Source organism: Streptomyces sp. NBC_00012 (genome assembly GCF_045040875.1).
Lineage (GTDB): Bacteria > Actinomycetota > Actinomycetes > Streptomycetales > Streptomycetaceae > Streptomyces.
The window spans coordinates 275,536-294,797 of record NZ_CP108309.1 but is presented as its reverse complement, the minus strand read 5'-3'; the positions used below and the strand labels follow the sequence as shown (position 1 = coordinate 294,797).

General features: G+C 68.7%; 13 protein-coding genes and 4 pseudogenes. 7 read left to right on the top strand and 10 right to left on the bottom strand.

What is annotated here, in order from left to right; translation table 11 throughout:
* Positions 1 to 18: 18 nt before the first annotated feature.
* On the top strand, positions 19 to 933 hold the full coding sequence (locus tag OHA19_RS01470) for a ketopantoate reductase family protein (RefSeq protein ID WP_405722146.1): 915 nt from the start codon (positions 19 to 21) through the stop codon (positions 931 to 933).
* 18 nt (positions 934 to 951) lie between these two features.
* Positions 952 to 1,185 (top strand): annotated as a pseudogene (locus OHA19_RS01465) (transposase); the annotation flags it as partial.
* A 1,064-nt stretch (positions 1,186 to 2,249) separates the two neighbouring features.
* Here the strand turns inward: OHA19_RS01465 and OHA19_RS01460 are convergent.
* Positions 2,250 to 2,879: pseudogene (locus OHA19_RS01460) on the bottom strand (transposase); the annotation flags it as partial.
* Between the two features lie 77 nt (positions 2,880 to 2,956).
* Between OHA19_RS01460 and OHA19_RS01455 the strand changes: the two are divergent.
* Positions 2,957 to 3,310, top strand: a complete 354-nt coding sequence (locus tag OHA19_RS01455) for a hypothetical protein (protein ID WP_405720798.1) — start codon at positions 2,957 to 2,959, stop codon at positions 3,308 to 3,310.
* Here the strand turns inward: OHA19_RS01455 and OHA19_RS01450 are convergent.
* Both OHA19_RS01450 and OHA19_RS01445 read right to left on the bottom strand, forming a co-directional pair.
* Complete coding sequence (locus OHA19_RS01450; protein WP_405720800.1) at positions 3,297 to 4,532, bottom strand: IS110 family transposase; 1,236 nt, start codon at positions 4,530 to 4,532, stop codon at positions 3,297 to 3,299. The genes OHA19_RS01455 and OHA19_RS01450 overlap by 14 nt on opposite strands.
* A gap of 705 nt (positions 4,533 to 5,237) precedes the next feature.
* On the bottom strand, positions 5,238 to 5,765 hold the full coding sequence (locus OHA19_RS01445; protein ID WP_405720803.1) for a DUF6584 family protein: 528 nt from the start codon (positions 5,763 to 5,765) through the stop codon (positions 5,238 to 5,240).
* 268 nt (positions 5,766 to 6,033) lie between these two features.
* Between OHA19_RS01445 and OHA19_RS01440 the strand changes: the two genes are divergently transcribed.
* Positions 6,034 to 7,491 (top strand): NF041680 family putative transposase, encoded by a 1,458-nt coding sequence (locus tag OHA19_RS01440; protein WP_331754634.1) that lies wholly within the window; start codon positions 6,034 to 6,036, stop codon positions 7,489 to 7,491.
* An 8-nt stretch (positions 7,492 to 7,499) separates the two neighbouring features.
* Here the strand turns inward: OHA19_RS01440 and OHA19_RS01435 are convergent, their stop codons facing one another.
* The 3 genes from OHA19_RS01435 to OHA19_RS01425 form a co-directional block, all read right to left on the bottom strand.
* Positions 7,500 to 8,246, bottom strand: a complete 747-nt coding sequence (locus OHA19_RS01435; protein ID WP_405749103.1) for a helix-turn-helix domain-containing protein — start codon at positions 8,244 to 8,246, stop codon at positions 7,500 to 7,502.
* Positions 8,247 to 8,320: 74 nt separating this feature from the next.
* Positions 8,321 to 8,557, bottom strand: coding sequence for a hypothetical protein (locus OHA19_RS01430; RefSeq protein ID WP_405720809.1), 237 nt, complete (start codon positions 8,555 to 8,557; stop codon positions 8,321 to 8,323).
* A gap of 851 nt (positions 8,558 to 9,408) precedes the next feature.
* Positions 9,409 to 12,078 (bottom strand): ATP/GTP-binding protein, encoded by a 2,670-nt coding sequence (locus OHA19_RS01425; RefSeq protein ID WP_405720812.1) that lies wholly within the window; start codon positions 12,076 to 12,078, stop codon positions 9,409 to 9,411.
* A 388-nt stretch (positions 12,079 to 12,466) separates the two neighbouring features.
* On the opposite strand from OHA19_RS01425, the pseudogene OHA19_RS01420 reads away from it, so the two are divergent.
* The 3 genes and pseudogenes from OHA19_RS01420 to OHA19_RS01410 form a co-directional block, all read left to right on the top strand.
* Positions 12,467 to 12,643 (top strand): annotated as a pseudogene (locus OHA19_RS01420) (Tn3 family transposase); the annotation flags it as partial.
* Between the two features lie 508 nt (positions 12,644 to 13,151).
* Positions 13,152 to 13,595, top strand: a complete 444-nt coding sequence (locus OHA19_RS01415) for a hypothetical protein (protein WP_405720814.1) — start codon at positions 13,152 to 13,154, stop codon at positions 13,593 to 13,595.
* Positions 13,592 to 15,841, top strand: a complete 2,250-nt coding sequence (locus tag OHA19_RS01410; RefSeq protein WP_405720817.1) for a tetratricopeptide repeat protein — start codon at positions 13,592 to 13,594, stop codon at positions 15,839 to 15,841. Before OHA19_RS01415 ends, OHA19_RS01410 begins: the two co-directional genes overlap by 4 nt.
* A gap of 116 nt (positions 15,842 to 15,957) precedes the next feature.
* Here OHA19_RS01410 and OHA19_RS01405 read toward each other — a convergent pair.
* From OHA19_RS01405 to OHA19_RS01390, 4 genes and pseudogenes are all read right to left on the bottom strand, one after another.
* Positions 15,958 to 16,251, bottom strand: a pseudogene (locus OHA19_RS01405) (site-specific integrase); the annotation flags it as partial.
* A gap of 225 nt (positions 16,252 to 16,476) precedes the next feature.
* Positions 16,477 to 17,196, bottom strand: coding sequence for an IS6 family transposase (locus OHA19_RS01400; protein WP_405720822.1), 720 nt, complete (start codon positions 17,194 to 17,196; stop codon positions 16,477 to 16,479).
* A 33-nt stretch (positions 17,197 to 17,229) separates the two neighbouring features.
* Positions 17,230 to 18,831 (bottom strand): Mu transposase C-terminal domain-containing protein, encoded by a 1,602-nt coding sequence (locus OHA19_RS01395; protein WP_405720825.1) that lies wholly within the window; start codon positions 18,829 to 18,831, stop codon positions 17,230 to 17,232.
* Positions 18,832 to 18,952: 121 nt separating this feature from the next.
* Entirely contained in the window at positions 18,953 to 19,078 is a 126-nt protein-coding gene (locus OHA19_RS01390; RefSeq protein ID WP_386963227.1) for a hypothetical protein, read from the bottom strand.
* Between the last annotated feature and the right edge of the window lie 184 nt (positions 19,079 to 19,262).

Sequence of the window (19,262 nt, the reverse complement as noted above, 5' to 3'; positions counted from 1 at the left end):
GACAACTTCGTGACGCTCATGACGAGTAAGTCCACGGTGGCCATTTTGGGTCCGGGCGGCATCGGCGGTCTGCTGGCCGCGCTACTGTCCCGCTCCGGCCACCGCATCATCTGCCTGGCCCGCGAAGCCACGGCACACACCTTGCGCAGCAGCGGGATCGAGGTACATAGCCGCCAGTTCGGCGACTTCACCGCAGCTGTGGAAGCGGACACCGAACTGCGAGAGCCGGTCGACGCGTGCCTGATCACCGTCAAGCAGATCGCTCTGGATACCGCACTTACCCGCGTCCCGCCCGCAGCCCTCGGCGACGCCCTCGTCGTACCGCTGCTGAACGGCGTCGAACACCCCGCCACCCTCCGCGCTCGCTACCGGCCTGACCGGGTGGCCCCCGGAGTGATCCGCGTGGAGTCAACCCGCCTTGCCCTCGATGGCACCGGGCCCGTCGTCATCGAGCACGGCAGCCCGTTCGTCGAGATCGACCTGGCCGCCGGCACGGCACCCCGCCCCCACGTCGAAACCCTGGCGACCGCCCTGTCCGCCGCGGGCGTGACGGCCCGCCTGACTGAGGACGAGACCACAGCCTTGTGGGCAAAAATGGCCTTCCTCGCCCCCTTCGCCCTCCTCACCACCCGGTACGGCGCGCCCCTCGGAGAGGTCCGCACCCGCCACCACGAGGAGCTGGAGAGCCTGGTCGCCGAAACCGCCGCGGTCAGCCGCGCCTGCGGCGCACCGGTGGACCCCGCTCAGGCCCTGGCGCGCTACGACGCCTTCCCTCCCGACGCCAAGTCCTCCATGCAACGCGACGCGGAAGCGGGCCGGCCGCTGGAACTCGACGCCATCGGCGGAGCGCTGCTGCGCGCGGCCGACCGCCACGGTGTGCTCGTGCCGGTGGCGACCCGCGTGGTACGGGAACTGCAGTCCGCAGGCCACTAGGCGTACTACTCTGCGGAGCACCTCCGCTGGCTCCGCAGCCGGAACCTCGTCGCGCGGATCGCCCGTCCCGGTATCGAGTCCGGCGAGCGGCTCGGCCAGCACCGCTGGAAGATCGAGCGGTCGATCGCCTGGCTCTTCGGCTACCGCCGCCTCACCGTCCGGTACGAACGAAAAGGCAGCCACTTCCTCGCCTTCCTCGGCCTCGCCGCAGCCCTGACCTGCTACAAGAGACTCGCGAAACTCGCCACGTGAGACATCCCGACCCGTGCCACCTTCAGCGCCGCCACGTCCCGGACCGTCGTGCTGTGCTCTGGCATCCATACCTCCACGGGCCGACCTACTCGACGACACGCGATGAAACCAGATCCACCACCACACGCGCAGTCACCGCGACCCGCCAGCAGGAGCAACAACCGCCTTGTCATCACTATGAGTTGACCTCGAAGGGAGCCCAAACTAGTTCGGTCAACGGGACGTCCGTTGCCCGCTCCTCATCGGTTCCCCGATCGAGAGGCCGCGGCTCATCGAGATCCGCGACAACCTGGCCGACCGGATCGCGGAAGCTGAACGAGAGGGCTGGCTCGGCGAGGTCGAAGGTCTCTCCACCAGCCTCGCTGCGGCCGAAGAGAAGATCGCCCAGCTCGATACGCGACAGGAACGCAGGGACTCCTCGGTCTTCTTGGGAATCCCTACGTTCGACCAAATCGTCGCCCGCACAAGCGACGTGAAGACGCTCTGATCAATTGGACAGGCTCCGGCGCCGGAACGGGGCCCTGAGCGGCTTGCCAGGACCCCGCGCGGCGTTGGCCCAATAGGCCGACTCGCTAGTCTTCGATCACGGTGCCACCTCGCTGCTGACCAGCTAGAACACCCCTAACCGATGCAGTGCCGGACGCAACGATCACAGCCACTGCTGATGCCTGCTCCGCTGACACGACGTTCAGCAACACCAGTCCACACAGCACACTGGAAGCCATCGCAAGGCCGCCAGCGAGCAGCAACCGACGTCGCCTCAAAGGGAGGGGTAAACCTGGCTGGAGTGGGCGCCCTTCGTTGTCCGCCTTAGCATGGTCCATGAAGACGGCTCCTTTCACGGGAGATCGGATTCATCACCGCCGGCGGCCTCCTGTGACAGCAGGGGGCCGCCGCCTTTTCAGGCAACGGCCCGCGGGCGCCGGTTCACCCTCATGGTCTAGTGGAACCCCTTCTCAGGCAAACCCACGCGCCTCACCTTACGCCGAATGGTGGGCGCCTATGCTCGGCTGCGTCAGAGCCCAAGTGCCTGCTCACGGGCCCTCGTTGGCCTGAGCAAGAACGAAGGTGTGCTCGACGCGGGCGCGGACCTTGCGGTGGGAGCGGTTGTGGTCTTCTTTCCAGGCCGGGAGTTCGGTCTGGCCGGGTTCGCGGCGGTGCGGGATGGCGAGGCCGGCGCCCCGGTAGCCGCCGTCGACGATGACCGTAGTGCGGCCGACGGCGTCCTTGGCGCCGGACAGCTCCCATGCCTTGCAGTCGTTGCGGTTGCCAGGCAGTGGGCGGCCGACGGCGACGACCAGGCGGGTGTCGGCGTCGATGACGACCTGGTGGTTGGTGGAGTACCGGTAGTTCTTCGACTGCTCGGCGACAGTGTGGTCGCGGGTGGGGACCAGGGTTCCGTCCACGATCAGGACGGTGTCCTTGCGGAACCGCTTGCGCTGCTGCAGGGCGAGCGCCGGTCCGAGGTGGTCGATGATGCGGTCGGCCGCGGACTTGGACACCCCAAACAGCGACGCGAGCTGGCGCAGGGTCAGGTTGGTGCGCCAGTACGCGGCGACCAGCAGGACCCGGTCCTCCAGCGGCAGACTCCACGGCCGGCCCTTGCGCACCGGGTCCACACCCTCGCGCCGCAGTGCGGTCACCAGCCTGCCGAACAGGCGAGGGCTCAGCCCGGTGAACGGGGCTATCCAGATACCTCACGTTGCTATGCCGTCAAGCCGACGGGGTCGGGGCCTCGAACAACGACGACCTCGCGGATAGCCTTTGCGGCATGACTGAATCGGCCCCTGCCCAGCGCTTCTTGCCGACGTGGGAGCAGGTGGTCGCGCTGCGGGACTTCGTCCACGGACGGACGTATGCGGCCGCGGCTCCGACCATCCGTCTCAATGGGGAGCCGCCTCACGCCCCGGGTTCCGATCTGGCGCGCGTGGCGGAGGTCAACGGCGCCCTCTACGAAGTGACGTCCCACCTGTGCCGACGGCTTTATGACGAGCTTGAGAATGGCGTTCCTGGCCCCATTGCCGATGCATTTTGGGATGCCCTCCTCACGATCACGGCGGCCTGGCGGGAGGACCCCGAGCTGCCGTCCTGGGTGAACGAACTGCTGCCGGTCAAGCCGCGCTGACTGCGAGCTCAGGCAGTCCTGGGAACGCCGACTCCTCGTCGAGAAGCTCGCCTTTCTGAAGGCAGTGGTAGAGCTGTCCGATCATGCGGTTGAAGAGGTTGCGCTGGGCGGCTGCGTGCCAGTCGCCTTGTTCGCGGCGGCGCCGGTAGTGAGCGTTCGCCCCGGTGGACGCCCGGAGTGAGGCAAAGGCCCAGAGGTAGCCGGCGTGGTTGAGCCGGTCGTTCTTCACCCAGCGTCTGGTGATGGCGGACTTCTTGCCGGAGGCGCGGGTGATGGGTGAGGAGCCGGCGTAGGCCTTCAGGCCGCGGGCGTCGGCGAAGCGGGTGCGGTCGTCGCCGATCTCGGCCAGGACGCGGGCGGCGAGCTGGGTGCCGAGGCCGGGGAAGCTCAGCAGGATCTCGGCGTCCGGGTGCTGCGGGAAGGCGCCTTCCACCGCTTCGGCGAGCTGGTCGGCGGCGGTGCAGGCGGCATCCAGCTGGATGAGGAGGGCGAGCATCTGCTTGCCGAGCGCGTCCTCGACCAGCGGCGGCTGGTGGGCCCATTCGTCCCGGAAGGCCTCGCGGAGGCGCTCGGCCTCGGCTTCGATGCCGCGCTGGCGGCCGGCTCGCTTGAGCGCGGCCTGGATCTGAGGGCGGGTCAGCCGTGCGGCCCTGGACGGGGTCGGGGCGGCCTTGAGGAGCTCGCGGGCCTCGGGGCGGCACAGGCCGTTGGTCCAGGCGGCGAAGGCGGCCAGGGCCGCGGGGTAGTACTCGCGCAGCAGGGAACGCAGCTGGTTGGCGAGCTGCTGCCGGTTCCACAGGGAGTCCTGCTGAGCCCGGGCGAGGACGGCGATCGCGCGGCCGAGGTCGGAGTCATCGGGCAGGGGCCGGTGGGCGTGCATGTCGGTGCGGAGGATGTTGGCGAGGACCAGGGCGTCGCCTGGATCGGACTTCTTGCGCGAGACGGAGTGTCGGTCGCGGTAGCGGGCGGCGGCCATCGGGTTGATCGCGAACACCTTGCGCGTGCCGGTCCGCAGGACGGCCACCAGCAGACCGCGGGAGGTCTCGATCGCGACCGGGATCGGGTTCTCCTCGCTGTCGCCGTACTCGGCGAGCAGTTCCAGCAGGATCTTGTAGCCGGCCGCGTCGTCGGTGATATGTCGCTTGGCGAGCAGCTGGCCGGTGTCGTCGACCAGGGCGACGTCGTGGGTTCGTTCCGCCCAGTCGATTCCGCAGTAGATCAAGATTCCCTCCCCGAAGTTCGGCGTTTGTGCTGGTCACGAGCACATGCGGGCCACGCAGCGACCTAATCCCATGCCTCGACCGCAGAGCGGTCGGGCCGCCACCTCACTAGCCGTTCGTGACACCAGCGCATCCCACGGGCCTCGGTCTATGCGGGAGCTCGGGCGGCTCGGGCGTATCGAGAGGTCACCGTGCGATGGGCTCGCACCACCAACACCAACGCGTGATCAAGGCGAGAGGTGTTGACGCGCGACGGCCCTGGACGCCACCGTTCTCTTTATAGGCATCGATGCCGGGTGAGTTTTGGGCATACGTCCAGCGCCGACGGGCGCCAACACTGCTTGTGGTGGCGCCACGGGGACGCCGGACGCCACCGCTCTACATGGAGACGTCGACGTCTGGTGTTCAAAAGGCATCCGCCCGGCGCCCACGTGACCGCCACCACTCGCACCAGACCGCGCACCGATCTACGTTGAGGCCTCCACAGCCCGGCTGCACCTGGATGTCACGGTCTGGTACTCGAACGCTCCGAGAAGCACCCGCTCCTACGGAACGCTCATAACTACGGATTAGGACGGCTCCGAAGCCGTGATCACACCAGACACCGCGAGATCATTTCACTCGTCACTGAGGGTCCCGTTCACGGCAGTTCTGGACTGTCTCACCGAACCTTGAGCGGCGCTTCTCACAAGCCCGGGTGACCTGAGTCAGTCGAAGAGGGCAACGAGTCCATTCACCCAGATCGCGAGGAACCCAAGGGCCGCCACCAGGCAGCCTACGCCCGCCAGCACACCACCGACCGTCCACGGCTCGGAGGGCGCCTCGTACTCCCCTTCCAGGTCATCCCGGTAGGAAGCGGGGTTCTCCCAGTCGACGGGGTGCCCCAATTCCTCGGCGCAGGCGGTCCGCACCGCGACCAGCTGCCCCTCCGCGAAAGCGGTGGCGGCCTTCGCCTCGGGGCCCTGCCAGGCGAGGGCTTTCATCCGCCACCCGGGAGACCCGTACCGCGCCTCGAAGGCAGCGGTCTCGTCGGCGTTCCGGTCCTCTTCCAGGTACATCCAGCGTCCAGCCTCGGCGGCGTCGCCGTAGAGCCGGTACACCTCGGCCAGACGACGGCGGAGCGTCAAGTCGTGCGGGAAGGACGAGATGAGGCCGCGCAGGCGCTGGCGCGCGACGGGAACCCGGCCGGCAGCCAGGTCTGCATCGACTCGGGCAAGGGTCTCTCTCAGGGGCATGAACGCATGATCGGGTACCGCACTGACCTGCGTCGACCTGGTTTCGCCGCTCAGCACTCGCTCGCTCTTGCCAGCATCGGCCGAACCTCGCTGAGACGGAACACTGCCAGTTACGGGACAGCCCTTAGCTTGATCTTTAACCTCGGGGCCCGAACGAGTCCTCGTACTTGATCACTCGGACCGGTAACTGCCGTACGTGCAGGCGGCCTTCGTCTGAGCATGTGATCCGACCAAGGAACACACAACACTCAGCACGAAGGCCGTGGGAATGAGTCTGTCGCATCGCGTCGTACGGCAGGATCCGTTTGCGGAACTGTCACGCTTCCGGGGTGAGTTCTATTCCTGTCTGACCAGGCGGGCGGATGCGTTGTTCGAGCTCGCGGACGCCGTGTTGTGCGCCGATGGTCCGGTTCGGTCGCTGGTGGAGCTGTCGCTGGTGGGCGAGCATCGTCGCGGGCATGGTGGGCTCTACGACGCTCTGGCCGCGGGCGAGGTCGATGTGGCCCGGCTTCGGCGGGCCCTGACCGCGGTGCCTCTGCCGCGATCGGCGGACGGCCGGCTGGTCCTGGCCGCCGATATCACCTGCTGGCTGCGGCCCAGCGCGCACACCTCACCGCAGCGGATCCTGTGTCACACCTACGGGCGGGGCAAGGACCAGCACATTCCCGTGCCCGGCTGGCCGTACTCGGTGATCTGCGCACTGGAGACGGGCCGCAGTTCGTGGACGGCGCCGCTGGACGCGCTGCGTCTGGCCCCGGGGGATGATGCTGCCACGGTCACGGCCGGGCAGATGCGTGAGCTCGTCGAGCGGCTGATGGCGGCCGGGCAGTGGAAGGACGGCGATCCGGACGTTCTGATCGTGGTGGACGCCGGATACGACGTGCCACGGCTGGCCTTCCTGCTGAAGGATCTGCCGGTGCAGGTGCTGGGCCGGATGCGTTCGGACCGCGTCCTGCGCCGTGCAGTCCCGCCCCGCGAGCCCGGCGCCCGGGGCCGCCCGCCCCGCCACGGCGGCGAGTTCGTCTTCGGCGACCCGACCACCTGGAACACACCCGACGCGCAGACGGTGACCGCAACCCGTCTCTACGGCACCGCCACCGCACGGGCCTGGGACCGGCTCCACCCGAGACTGACCCACCGCTCGGCCTGGACCGCCCAGCTGGGCTCCCTGCCGGTCATCGAGGGGACCGTGATCCGCCTGCAGGTTGAGCACCTGCCCAGCGGCGCGACACCGAAGCCGGTGTGGCTGTGGTGGTCGGGCACCGACGCCACCGCCACCCAGGTCGACCTGCTCTGGCAGGCATTCCTGCGGCGCTTCGACATCGAGCACACCTTCCGCCTCTTCAAGCAGACCCTGGGCTGGACCTGCCCCAAGATCCGCACCCCCGAAGCAGCCGACCGCTGGACCTGGCTGATCCTCGCCGTCTTCACCCAGCTACGTCTGGCCCGCCCGCTGGCAGCCGACCTCCGGCGGCCGTGGGAGAAACCGAGCCCGCCCGACAGACTCACCCCCGCACGAGTCCGCCGCGATTTCCGGCACCTCCGCCCCAAGGCAGCCTGTCCCGCCGGAGCACCGAAATCCTCCCACCCCGGCCCAGGCCGGCCACCCGGCCGCAAGAACACCCGGCCAACCCCACGCCACGACGTGCACACGGTCGGCAAAACGGCCCCCGCAAAGCGACGAACGAAGAAGCCAACGACCCCACGTCCACGCCGCACAGGTTAAAGATCAAGCTAGTCGGACAGCGCGGGCAGACTTGAGGGCGACCTGAACCAAGGCCAGCGCCATCGACGGGGCGGGGCGTCCGAACCGGCTTCCACGGGCCCGCTCCTCTCCTGCGGATGTTGTACAGGCACCGGCGGTTGACGGGTCTCGGCGGGTTCCTCAACGGCCGGTGGGAGGTCCGGGGTCCCAGCCTTCTGGATCTTGTAGAGCTGCATCCAGATACTGATCCACCGTTCTTGCTCCCGACGTGGAACCTGGCAGACGTTAAGGAAGTGCCGGACCGCGTCGAGGGCCGGCAGGCGTTCCTCGTTGTTCAGCATCGCCCCCCACGAGCTTCTGGACCGGTAGGAGTGGACCGCAAGCGACCGCAGGGAACGGCCGCTCATCTCTTTCACGAGGTTCATGCACCGGATGAACTCGGCTGTCGATGTGGCGCTCTCGATGTCCGGCCACACCACAGAGACGGGGTGCACGCATGGATTTGAGCCGGAAGGTCCATTCACATGACGTGCGTTGTGCCGGAGCTCGCGCCAGTGTTCTTCGTTGCCTCCGCATGCACGTACGTACGCCCTCACGACCGGCCACGAGGGAAGAGCGCGCCCGGAAGCGGCCTGGCACAGGGCGCTGCGGGAGTACCCCGTCTCAAAAGATATCTGTTCGTACGTCAGACCGGCCGCCGCGCGCAGCGACCGCAACTGGTGAGCGAAGTCGGCGAAGGGCCGAGATAGATCAAGGGCAGTTTCATGGCGTCCCACCGCGTCCTCCTCACGTGTACGCCTGATGCGGTGCCGGACGAAGGCCGGCACCGCGTGACTAGGGCGTAGTGAGGTCAGGACAGGCGGCGGTGAACTTCCACGGCCAGCAGCGAGCCGCTGGCGCACAGAGCGATGGCGGTCGTCTCGTCGTAGCCGAGCATCAGTAGGGCGAAGACGGCGAGCAGCACGATGACGAGCCGGATGGTGGCGGTGTGAGGGTAGACGGGCGTGACGCAGCCCGCCGACGAGATGCCGACCAGCTCACTGGAGACGGCGGGCAGGGGGGCAGGGCGCGGTTCAGAGGCGGACATGGTGTCCTCGCTTTTCTCTTGGCGATCCCGGATGAGTTGTTGTCCGTGCCCGCGAGCGGTTGCCGCCGCTTTTCGCGTGCATTTGATTTGCATAGTGCCGTACCGACCGGTGAACGTCAAAGCCCCCCAAGCGAGTTCCCGCTTTCGTAGGTCCTCCTATTTCTCCCGTACCTGACGGAGGCCGAACTCCCGTGGACGGGCGGGCTGTAGGGCTCATGAAGACCCGCTCATGAGGGGAACTGGGAGCTTTCTCGTCCTCTGCAGCTCCCAATTTCCTTACGCGCCGCACGCGAGAATTATTCATGTGTGTCCAAAGGAGTCCGACGGGTATTGAACAATTCCGCAGTTTCCCCAGGATTTTGTTCACCAGTGTCCAGCCTTGTCCAGTCATGCCTGTCTGAACTGGCGTGAACACCCTGTCGGACCGCATGGTGGAGCCCGAAGCCCGCGGGACTATGCTCCGCGGAGGTCGAGGCGCTTGATCTGTTGATCCCGGATGAGGTACCTCATGCAGGCCCATGACTCGTTGCCGCGAGTGGGCCTTGTGCCACGACTTCGGCCTCGTGGCCACGTGGACGTCCGGCAGCTCAGCCGCGTGCAGACCTTCCGGTCCATGCCGGAGGGCACGCCCGGTCGGGCTGTCGGCCTTCCCGGCCTTTTCGTGCTGAGTTCTTTCCACGATGCCAGCAGGTAGCCGCAGGTTCGGCAGGTCGTCCAGAACATCTGGATCACCACGCATGACAACTCCCCGGTCACCGCCCCCGCGCCCGTGACGTACGCGGAGGGGAGTGCGACTACCAGACTCTTCGCAGACAGCCTGGAAGCCTGCCGACGGTGGACGCCGCCGGGTGTCAGCCGGCCTGTTGCTCGCGGCGGGCGGTAACCAGGGCCCGCCACTGTTCACGGGTGCGTGTCTGTCCGTCCAGCCAGTGTGTGGGGGAGGGGCTGGTCAGGGGGAGGCCTGCCATGAAGTGGGCGATGTCGACGTAGTAGGTGTAGGTGCCGCCTCGGGTGAGGTCGTGTAGCCGGGCGATCGTGGCGGTCATTTCGTCATCGGCGCCGAGGACGGCGTGGTGGAAGCACATGGCCAGTTCGAGTGTGACCTGTGCGGTGCCGAGCCCGGCAGTACTGATCTCGGTACGGAGTACGCGGGCCCGGTGTTCCAGGTCGGGGTCGGTTCCGGCGTCGCGTGCGAGGGCGGCGATCTGGGTGGTCAGTGTGGTGGCGCGCAGGTCGAGCCCGGACAGCAGCTGCTGGGCGAGTTCGAGTTCGTCGTCGGCCCGGCCGGGGTCGGTGAAGGCGAGGACGAACGCTCGCTGTGCCTGGGAGGTGGCCCGTTCACCGGCGACGCCGTGGTGTTCGGCATCGTTGCGGGCGGCTTCATACGCCGTGGCGGCGCGGTTCATGTCGCCCTGGACCCACCACAGATCGCCCATGACGCGGTGGTGGCGGCCTTCCCGGCCGAGGGTTTCGGCGGCGGCGAGCGCTGCGGGGAAGTCGCCGTCGAGGCGGGCCAGGTGGGCGAGGCCGCGCCGGGCGGCCGGTGCGAGCCGGCCGCCGCCGTCGGCCACCAGTTGCATTCCCTGGCGGGAGGCACCGGTACGTCCGAGGTCGCGTTGGGCCTTGGCCAGGTAGTAGACGCCCATTTCGTGCAGGTCGGCGGGCAGCAGCCCGGCTTGGGTGACGGCGGTGAGGCGGTCGGCGGTGCGGTCGCGGTGCTCGTGCTGCCGGCGGGCGAGCGCACTGAGCAGCTCCACCAGGGCGTCGGCGGCCGTCTCCAGGCTGCCGGTCGGCTCTGGCCGGGCGGCGGGGGTGAGCGGTTCCCATACCGAGTCGCTGACGTAGGCCCAGGCGGCGTCGGCGAGCCAGCCGAGGTCGAGGCGGAAGTCGCGGGCGACGGCCAGGCCCTGGCGCAGGCACCCGGTCAGCAGCATGCGGTCTTGGCCGGTCCCGTTGTTCCACTGCTCGCCCAGGGCGGCGAAGGCGCGGTGGGCGGCCTGTTGCCAGTCGCGTGGTGACCACCGGTCGTCGGCGTGGTCGTCGGCGGTGCGGATGGTGGAGCGGATCAGCCCGTGAAGGTGGAAGGGCCACAACCCGAACGGGTTCTCCCGGACGAAGGGGCGCTCGGTCAGGCGCATTGCGGGTGCCTCGTGGGTCATGCCCGCGGCCCGGGTCGCCAGGTTCAGATCGAAGGAGTCGAGCAGGGCGACGGAGCGCAGGACGTGCCGCTCGTCGGGGGTGAGGTCGGTCAGGGTGCGGGCGATCAGGGCGGGGAAGTCGTGGTCGAAGTCGGCCGGCTCCGGGGTGCGGTTGGTGCGGCGGATCTCCAGGAACCGCATCACGGACAGATCGAGGTACAGGGGCAGGCCATGGGAGCGGCCGGCGATCACAGCACGTACGGGTTCACTGATCAGGGGCCGGCCGTCGCGGGTCAGCCGGCGAGCGAGATAGCCCTCGCAGTCCTCGGGGCTGAAGTCGCCGATCAGGACCTGCCGCCCCCGCCCTATTCCGGCGCCCGCAGGGCGCGGCAGGGGGATGTCGTGGGCGGCCAGGCCCGGCCATGCCGAAGGGCCGGTCCAGTCGAGCTGCCCCTGCAGCCCCTCCTCGGCCCACTGCAGCCGGGAGCGTCCGGTGATGACGAAGAACACGTTCGGCATGAGCCACACCACGCGCTGCAGGAGCCGCTCCAGATCACGGCGGGTGCGGTCGCCGGTGTCCTCGAAGGTGTCCAGCAGCACCACCGGCACGACGCGCGTGTCGGCCGGGAGCCGGGAGAGCTCCCAGGCCAGCAGGTGCGGGTAGTACGACAGGGCGTCCACGTCGGGCTCGGCCTGCAAGAGGTCGGCCAGACGCGTACACCCTGCCAGGGCACGTACAGACTGCCGGTGTTCGCGCAATGCCCGTACGAGTGAGCCAGTCACCTCGCCGACGACGGACCCGACGGTGCCGGGCAGGAGCAGCGCCTGGGCGACGTCTGCGAGCGCGGACTGCATCTGCTGCGGCAGCGCCTTCCCGGCCCGGGAGGCGAGGCCGCCGCGGCGCAGGTACTCCTCCAGGGATTCGCCGGGATGCTGGTGCTCCCAGTAGCGGCGCAGGGCGAGGTCAAAGGCGGGCAGGGGGCGGCCGAGCTCGGCGAGCGTGAGGCGGATGGTGAGGATGACGCGTTCGAAGTCGGTGCCGGCCGCGCGGGCGAGATCGATCCGTATGGGCAGGATCCGGGCCTGGGGCCAGGTGGGCTCGCCCCACTGGGAGGGGCGTTCCTCGGATCCGGCGAGAGCGGCTTCGAGTTTCCGGGAGAGCGTCGACTTCCCGATGCCGCCCACGCCGTGGAAGACCACCAGGTTACGCCGAGGTGCTTCGAGGTCCTCGACGTCGAAGCCGGGGGCGGAGATGTGCTGAAGGTGCTCGGTGAGCGCTGCTGCCGCAAGCTGCCACTGGCCATGCCGGTTCGTGAACGCCTCCTCGACGCCCAGCTGCCGGTCGTTCGAACTGAACAGCGCCCGCAGATCCCGACCCGTCACGCCAACCCCCTTGGTGATCACCTGGCACCAACCTATGCCCGCCACACGGGCCTTCGGGGCCCCAGCGCGTCTTCCCGCCCTTCGGCTACCCCGGCAGCGCGTGCACAAGGCACACCGAGATCCACAGATCCTCGGCATCGCCTACTGCGACCACGACGCGTGGTCGAGTTCCTGGGAAGCGCCGTCTGCGGGCCATCGCCCGCGCCCGCTCCTACAAACGACACGCCACCAAGCGCATCTCCGAGGGATGCCGACCAGCTGGACCGGGCGCTCCCCGGGCTCGCCTCCGTCGGCCGTGCCAAGGGCAAGGCACCGTCACCATCGCCGATATTCCTCACCGACACACCATTCGCCGGCGGCGGTTCAGCGCAGTTTCTGGAGGTCCGCCAGCGCGGTCAACCAGCTGCGCGCGGACGGCTTCGACGTCCGTGACGAGGACGTCGCCCGCCTCTCGCCGTTCGTACGGCAGCACATCAACATGCTCGGCCGCTACTCGTTCCAGCTGCCCGACCTTCCCGGCGGGATGCGCCCGCTGCGCGACCCGGATGCCACCGACGAGGAATGATCGGCGCTGGCCCCCACCGCCGGACCGGAGGACCCTGGAGGTATGGCCAGGAGGAACGTCCGGCGGTGCAGCCAGTGCGGCACCGAGCTGCCCGCTGGCAGCAGGCGGTCGCGCCTGTACTGCGGATCGGCCTGCCGTACGAGGGCCTGGCGGGTGAGATGGGCCCGGAAGCGATTGACGCCGGCGGCGAGGCGCGCGGGCCCTGATGGACGGCCACCGTCACCCCTGGTTCCAGTGCCTGGAGTGCGGAGCGACCTGGTACGCCAGCGACACCCCGCTCGGCACCCGGAAACGCTCAGCGGGAGTCCGGGGCCGCCCCCTCTACCACCCGTGGGTGTTCACCCCGTCATCGGGTAGGCAGCCAGCAAGCTGGGGTAGGAACGTGAGGAGATTCCCCCTTGGGGGACAGCTCCGAGCTTCTACCCTGCGTGATGGAGGAAAGTCGTCCATATCCGGACGGCCCGTTGAGTAACGGCTGCAAGAGGGGCCGGACTCGGAGGAGGGGATCATGACAGCACGTCACTGGTGGTGGGTGGGACTGTTCGTCGGGCTGGCCTTGCTCGTGCTGACGATCGTGGCGTTCAGCGAGGGCCTGGAAGTGGCTGACCAGCTTGGCGGCGTGGTCGGCGGCGTCTTCGGAGTCGGCAGCTTCTCCCTGTCCGTCGTCAGCGCCTTGGCCCTTCGCTCTTCTTCGGGTTCCGGCGCGAGCGGAGGCGGGCGGCCTGTGGTTAAGGCGACCGGTCCAGGCAGTGTTGCCGCAGGCGGTGACGCCACCGGGAACGCGACCGGAGCAGGCTCTGTCGTCACCGGCCCCGCTGCTTCGGCCAGCCTTCACCCGCCGGCGCTTTACGGTCCCGTCGCGGACGTGGAAGCCACCGACGGTGGGGTCGCAGCCGGCGGCAACACCCGCGACAACGCGACGCGCGACAACAGCCGCAGGGAGATCCCGTGACGCCCTTCCGTTCCCGCAACCGCGGCGACCGGGAGGGCCAGGACGGAAGCTCAGGAGGTACCCGGCCGGACGTATCTGCCGACCGTGGCGGCCTCGCTGTCGGCCGGGACGCGTACCACAACGCGGTCGGCGAAGGCAGCAAGGTCATCGACCAGAGCGGCGCCACCAACCCCGTCATCGTCGAAGCAGGCGGCACATACATCAGACATGTCCCGCCGCAGGAGCTTCGGGAGAGGGAGGCCGCGGACCAGGAGCCCTGGGTACCACAGAGCCGAGCTGCGCTGCTGCATCCGCTGCGTAGGACTGTGCACTTCATGGGCCGCGACGCAGACCTTGCCCAGCTGCTGCATTGGTGCGAGACCCGGGACAGCCAACACCCGGCCGACGTCCGGTTCCGGCTGATCACCGGTCCAGGCGGCGTCGGGAAGAGCCGCCTGGCCGAAGAACTCAAACACGCGCTCGCGGCGCTGCCGACCGACGAAGAGGTGGGCTGGGCATCCACTACGGTCTTTCATCGCGAGGACCAGGAGAAGCACTGCATCAGCAGGCAGCGCGCACTGTACCCGGACCGCCCCCTGCTGTTCGTCGTCGACTACGCCGAGGCCCGCCCCAGCATGAAGGATCTCCTTGAGGACGCCTACCGGACCACCGGCAAGGTGAGGGTGCTACTGCTGGCCCGCACCGCCGGCCGTTGGTGGCAGGAACTGGAGCGTCTCCCCGGCGACATCGGCTACCTGCTGCGCGCCGGATACAGCAATGCCGACCTGACCGACCCAGCGGTGACGCCGCAGGAACTGTTCGACGCCGCCGTGGAGGACTTCGCCCGAGAACTGAACGTTCCCTCACCCGCCCCTGGTGTACGGGTTGATAGTCCTGAAAACGGTGCACGGGTACTGGACGTGACCGCGCGAGCCCTCGTCACCGTCCTGCGCGCCAAACGGCATCACATCGAACAGAGGGACGTCGGGCAAGTGCCGATCAGCGAAGTGTTCGATGAACTGCTGCGGCACGAGGACAAGTACTGGGCGGAGAAGGCACGCCAGGTCGGCCTCACCCTGGAACTCGCACCGCAGATGCGCGCAATGCTGGTCGCAGCCGCCGCCCTGCTGGGTACTTACAACAAGGACCAGGCCCTCACGGCTGCGAGCCGCGCGGGGCAGGCCCTGGAGGATCAAGCGGAGATTGTGCTGCCGCCGGACGCGGCTGCAGCACGATGGCTGCGGGCCGTCTACCCGCCCCAGCCTGGCGAAGACACATGGGCCTCAGCTCTCCAGCCGGACCGCCTTGCCGAGCACCTCATCATCAGCATCCTCGCTCAGGCCGAGGCTGCTGACGCCGAACAGGCCCAGGCCGCTCTCCTGGACGACCTGGCCTTGCCAGCGGCCCCGCACGCGGCCACCGTGCTGGTGCGGGCCGTGACCGACCCTGCCCGCACCGACGAGCAAGCCGCCGAGATCCGCCGCATCGCCGACCGCCTCGTCAATGGCCTCCGGGATGACTGGGACCTCTACCAAGCCATCTACGCGGTCCTGCCGTACCCACACGCCCGTCTCAACCCCACCGGGCTCCTGCTAACGCAACGCCAGATGGCCCACGCAGGCCACCACCAGCTCGACCCCGCCAAGCGGGCTATCGCACACTTCGACCAAGGTGCCTATCTCAGTGAGAGCGGCCAAGTCGAAGAAGGACTGGAACATACCCAGGAGGCCGTCAGGCTGTGGCGGGAGGTGTACCAGGAGAATCCCGAGCACCGGATCCACTTTGCGGATTCCCTGTACAACCTCGGAGTCTCATTGTCCGCACTGGGCCGATGGGATCAGGCACTCGGTCCGCAGCGGGAAGCAGTTGATCAGTATCGGAAGTTGCACGAGCAGGGCCCGCGGTACCAGTTCATGTACGCGTCCGCCCTGTACAACCTCGGAATTTACCTAGAAAAACTAGGGCGGCCGCAAGAAGCTCTCAGGCCCCGGCAGAGAGCTGTCCAGCAGTGCCAGGTGCTCTATGCCCAGGACGCCGAGCAGTACCGTCACCTGCTCGCGCTCGCCCTGATCAGCCTTGGCGTCTCGCTATCCGCAGTAGGCAAGCATGGGGAGGCGGCCGAGATAGAACGGGAGGCCGTTGCCCTGTGGCAGGTGCTCTACGAGCAAGACCCCTATCAGCACGGGGACCACCTGTTACTCGCCACGAATAACCTCCAAAGTTCCATGTTCATGCTCAAGCTGGGACGGGTCTTCGGGGCTGGGTAAAACCTGCAGAGGCACGCAGGATCCGAGACTCCGACACAGACTCGGGCGCGTGAGGCAGCCCTGGACTGCGCAGCCACAGGCCGCGCAGTCACCTGGGGCTGACGCCCGAGCCGGGCTCAGCGTCGACTGTCGCCAGGCGCGAGCAGGCTCGTGACTTCTGCGATCGCCTCCGCCGAGGGGTGGAAGTAGCGGCGGACGTTCTCCGGCTTCTTGTGCCGCGACTTCGCCATGAGCATGGGCAAGCTGGCCCCGGCCTCGCCGAGGTGGGTGAGGCCGGAGTGCCGGTACTCGTGCAGACCCCAGCCCGCACCAACAACCCCACCGACGGCCGTGTGCTCATCCAGCAGGGCGCGGGCCTGCCCGTACGACAGCCGGAGCAGGCCGGTGTCTGGGCAGACGTCGCGCGGGCTGCGGCAAGGCTAGATAGCGATCGTACTGAGTCGGTTTCCACGCGGGCACCGGCCGGAGGAACACCATGTCGGTGATTGCCTGCGGGCAGGCCTTCGGGATGCCCGCCCCGGGGACAATGGCGCCTTCCCCCTTTGAGATCTGCAAGGAGGGCGCTGTCACGTTGTTGAGGGTGTGAGTGCCTGATGGTGTGTCGGGTGTGGTGGGGCCGGGTTCCGGCTCCGTGCTCAGGCCGCGGTAGGCAGGCCGGTGACGCCGGTGACCTGATCCCAGCTGGCGAAGCGGATGGTCATCTCGGTGCGGTATTCGCTGGCGGTCATCAGGTGGCGGCGGGGCCTGAAGTGGGGTGAGATGCCGCTGAACGCGGACAGGAACTGCTGGGCTCCGCCGACGGAGCGGAAGCCTTTCATGGCGCGTTCGCGTTGTCGGGTGGGCTGGTGGCTGTTCTCAGCCCGGTTGTTGAGGCCCTTGTGGGCACGGTGCTCGACGGAGGGTATGACCTCGCGGTGGGCCGCGCCGTAGGAACGGAGCTTGTCCGTGACGACCACCCTCGGCACGGCCCCGATTCCCTTGAGGAGCCGACGGAAGAACCGCCTGGCCGCAGCGGTGTCCCGCCGGTTCTGTACGAGGATGTCGAGCACGTTGCCGTCGGCGTCGACGGCTCGCCACAGGTACTTCTGCTCTCCGTTGATTTTGATGAAGACCTCGTCCAGGTGCCACTTGTCGCCGGGCCGGGGTCGCCGGCGGCGCAGGCCGTTGGCGTAGGCCTGGCCGAACTTCGCGCACCAGCGGCGGACGGTCTCGTGGGAGACGATCACGCCGCGCTGCAGCATCAGCTCCTCGACCTCGCGGAGGCTGAGCGGGAAGCGGAAGTACAGCCACACGCAGTGCGCGATGATCTCGACTGGGTACCGGTGCCCCTTGTACGGCGGCGGCGTACTGCCCACGGACAACCCCCTCCACCATGATCAACCCGAAGATCATCCCACCTGGCCAGCCAACGTGACAGTGCCTGCGGTGGGGTCGGTCACTCCGAGCAGGCTGGTACTGGCCCTGGCGGTCAGGGCCTGGTCGCGCTCACGCTGGGTGCGGGAGCGGCCCTCCCCGGTGGGCACGAGGCGGGACTCGGCGGGCGGGGTGCCGTCACCGGTCATGGGCGCGAGGGTGCGGCGGGCCTGGCGGGAGGCGCGGCGCCGCTCCCGGCCAAGGCGCTCGGCCTCCGCGCGGGCGTGCTCACGGAAGGCCTCGGTCTGCGCCGGGGTGAGCTGCCCGTTCGGGTAGGCGGTGCACAGGTGCTCGGTCCCCAGGTAGACCTCGATGGTCCGGTCGTCGTGCGGCATGTACCGGATCTGGACCCGCTGTCCGGCGCGCCCGTGCAGCTCGGGGGCGACGTAGGAGAAGGAACGGAAGTTGATGCCGTCCTTCTGGATGATGCGGTCGGTGGCGGCGAGCATGAGGTGGCGCAGCTGGTCGGCGCCGATGCGCCGCAGCGGCATGGTGTCCTCCTGCCATGCGGTCAGCGGGGTGCGGCCGCCGAGCATCCGGTGGCGGTGGGCGGTGTTGTACCAGTGGGCCCAGTCGGCGAACCTCTTGACGAACCGCTCGATGCGCAGCGGGCCCTGGCCGTCGGCGGCGCCCTCGGCGGCCCGCTGGGCGGCGATGGAGTCCTTGACCGGTCCGTACAGGCGGCCGCCGGCGTCGCGCGGGCCTCCGGTGAATCCGGGGAGCTGGGAGATCAGCATCTGCTCGATCGTGAGGTTCAGCCTCTCGACCTTGCCCTTGCGATGCGGCTGGAACGCGGGGAGGCGGTGCATGACCACGGCCAGGCCGCCGAGGACCTCCTTGACCGCGCCGGCGGCGAACTCCAGGCCGCGGTCGATCCGTACGAGCTCGGGCACCGCGCCGAACGGCGAAAGGTCCGGCTCGTGAGTGAGCGCCATGCGCATCGCGGTGAGCACCGTGCCGGAGGTCGGGGTCACGGCGATGGCCCAGCCGAGCAGGGCCCGGGTGCCGTCGTCCACCACGGTGGTGATCCACGGCGCGAGCGCCTTGCCCTTCGGTGGCAGGACCAGGATCAGGAGCTGCTTGTGGTCCATCTCCCAGCACCGGCCGCGCAGCGCGTCAGGGCGGCGCAGGTAGACCGATCCCGCCCGGCGCCCCGCCTCCCCGGACTTCCACGCGGCCCGCTCCGCCGGGGCCAGGCCGGTGGTGAACGCCCGGTACAGGGTGCGTTCGGGAACGGTCCGGGCGCCGGCCCACCCCTGGGCGAGGAAGTCGGGCACGCGCGCTCCGGCCGTCGTCCCGTCTCCGTCGGTGACCGCGCGCCGGGCGCGGACCACCGCGGCCACGTTGCCCCGGTAGAAGGCGAGCGCGTCCCGGTCCGTCTCGCTCAGCTCGTAGCGCGCGCGGACGGCGGGCGCGGCCGGCTTCGGCGGCGCGAGCCAGCGCCACACCGTCCGCTCCGCGACGTCCAGGCCCTCCGCGACCGTACGCACGTGCGCGGCCGTAAGTGCTTCGTCCTCTCGTAGCCGGGACAGCCGTTCGACGGCCGCCCGGCGCTTCTCCGCCGACACTCTCCCCATGGACCGAAGTGTCAGTGGTGGCAGAACCGCCGTGCCCGAACATGCGCGCGTATCCACACGTCCGGGTGGACTGCGCGCGAACCGGTGGCGTGCGGGACCGCCGAACGCTAAAAGCGGATCATCACCCGGCGCCGGGGAGTGTGACCTCGCTCGGCTTCGCGTACACCCAGAGGTCGAGCTCGACCTCCTCGTCGCACTCCTCGCAGCGGCGGACGTCGACGTCGCCCACCACGCGTACATGGATCATCCATGCGTTCCGGCCGCACTTCGGGCACGTCGTCTCGCGCGCCGTGCGTATGGGTTCGCCGTATCGGTTTGTCATACCGGCATCCTGCCGGACGGGCTCCGGCGGCCCCATCTCCCTCATCAAAGGGTGTCCGGGTGTTCTTGAGTGGCCGGGGTTTTTGAGGGAGTTGTTGAAGGCCCTGGAG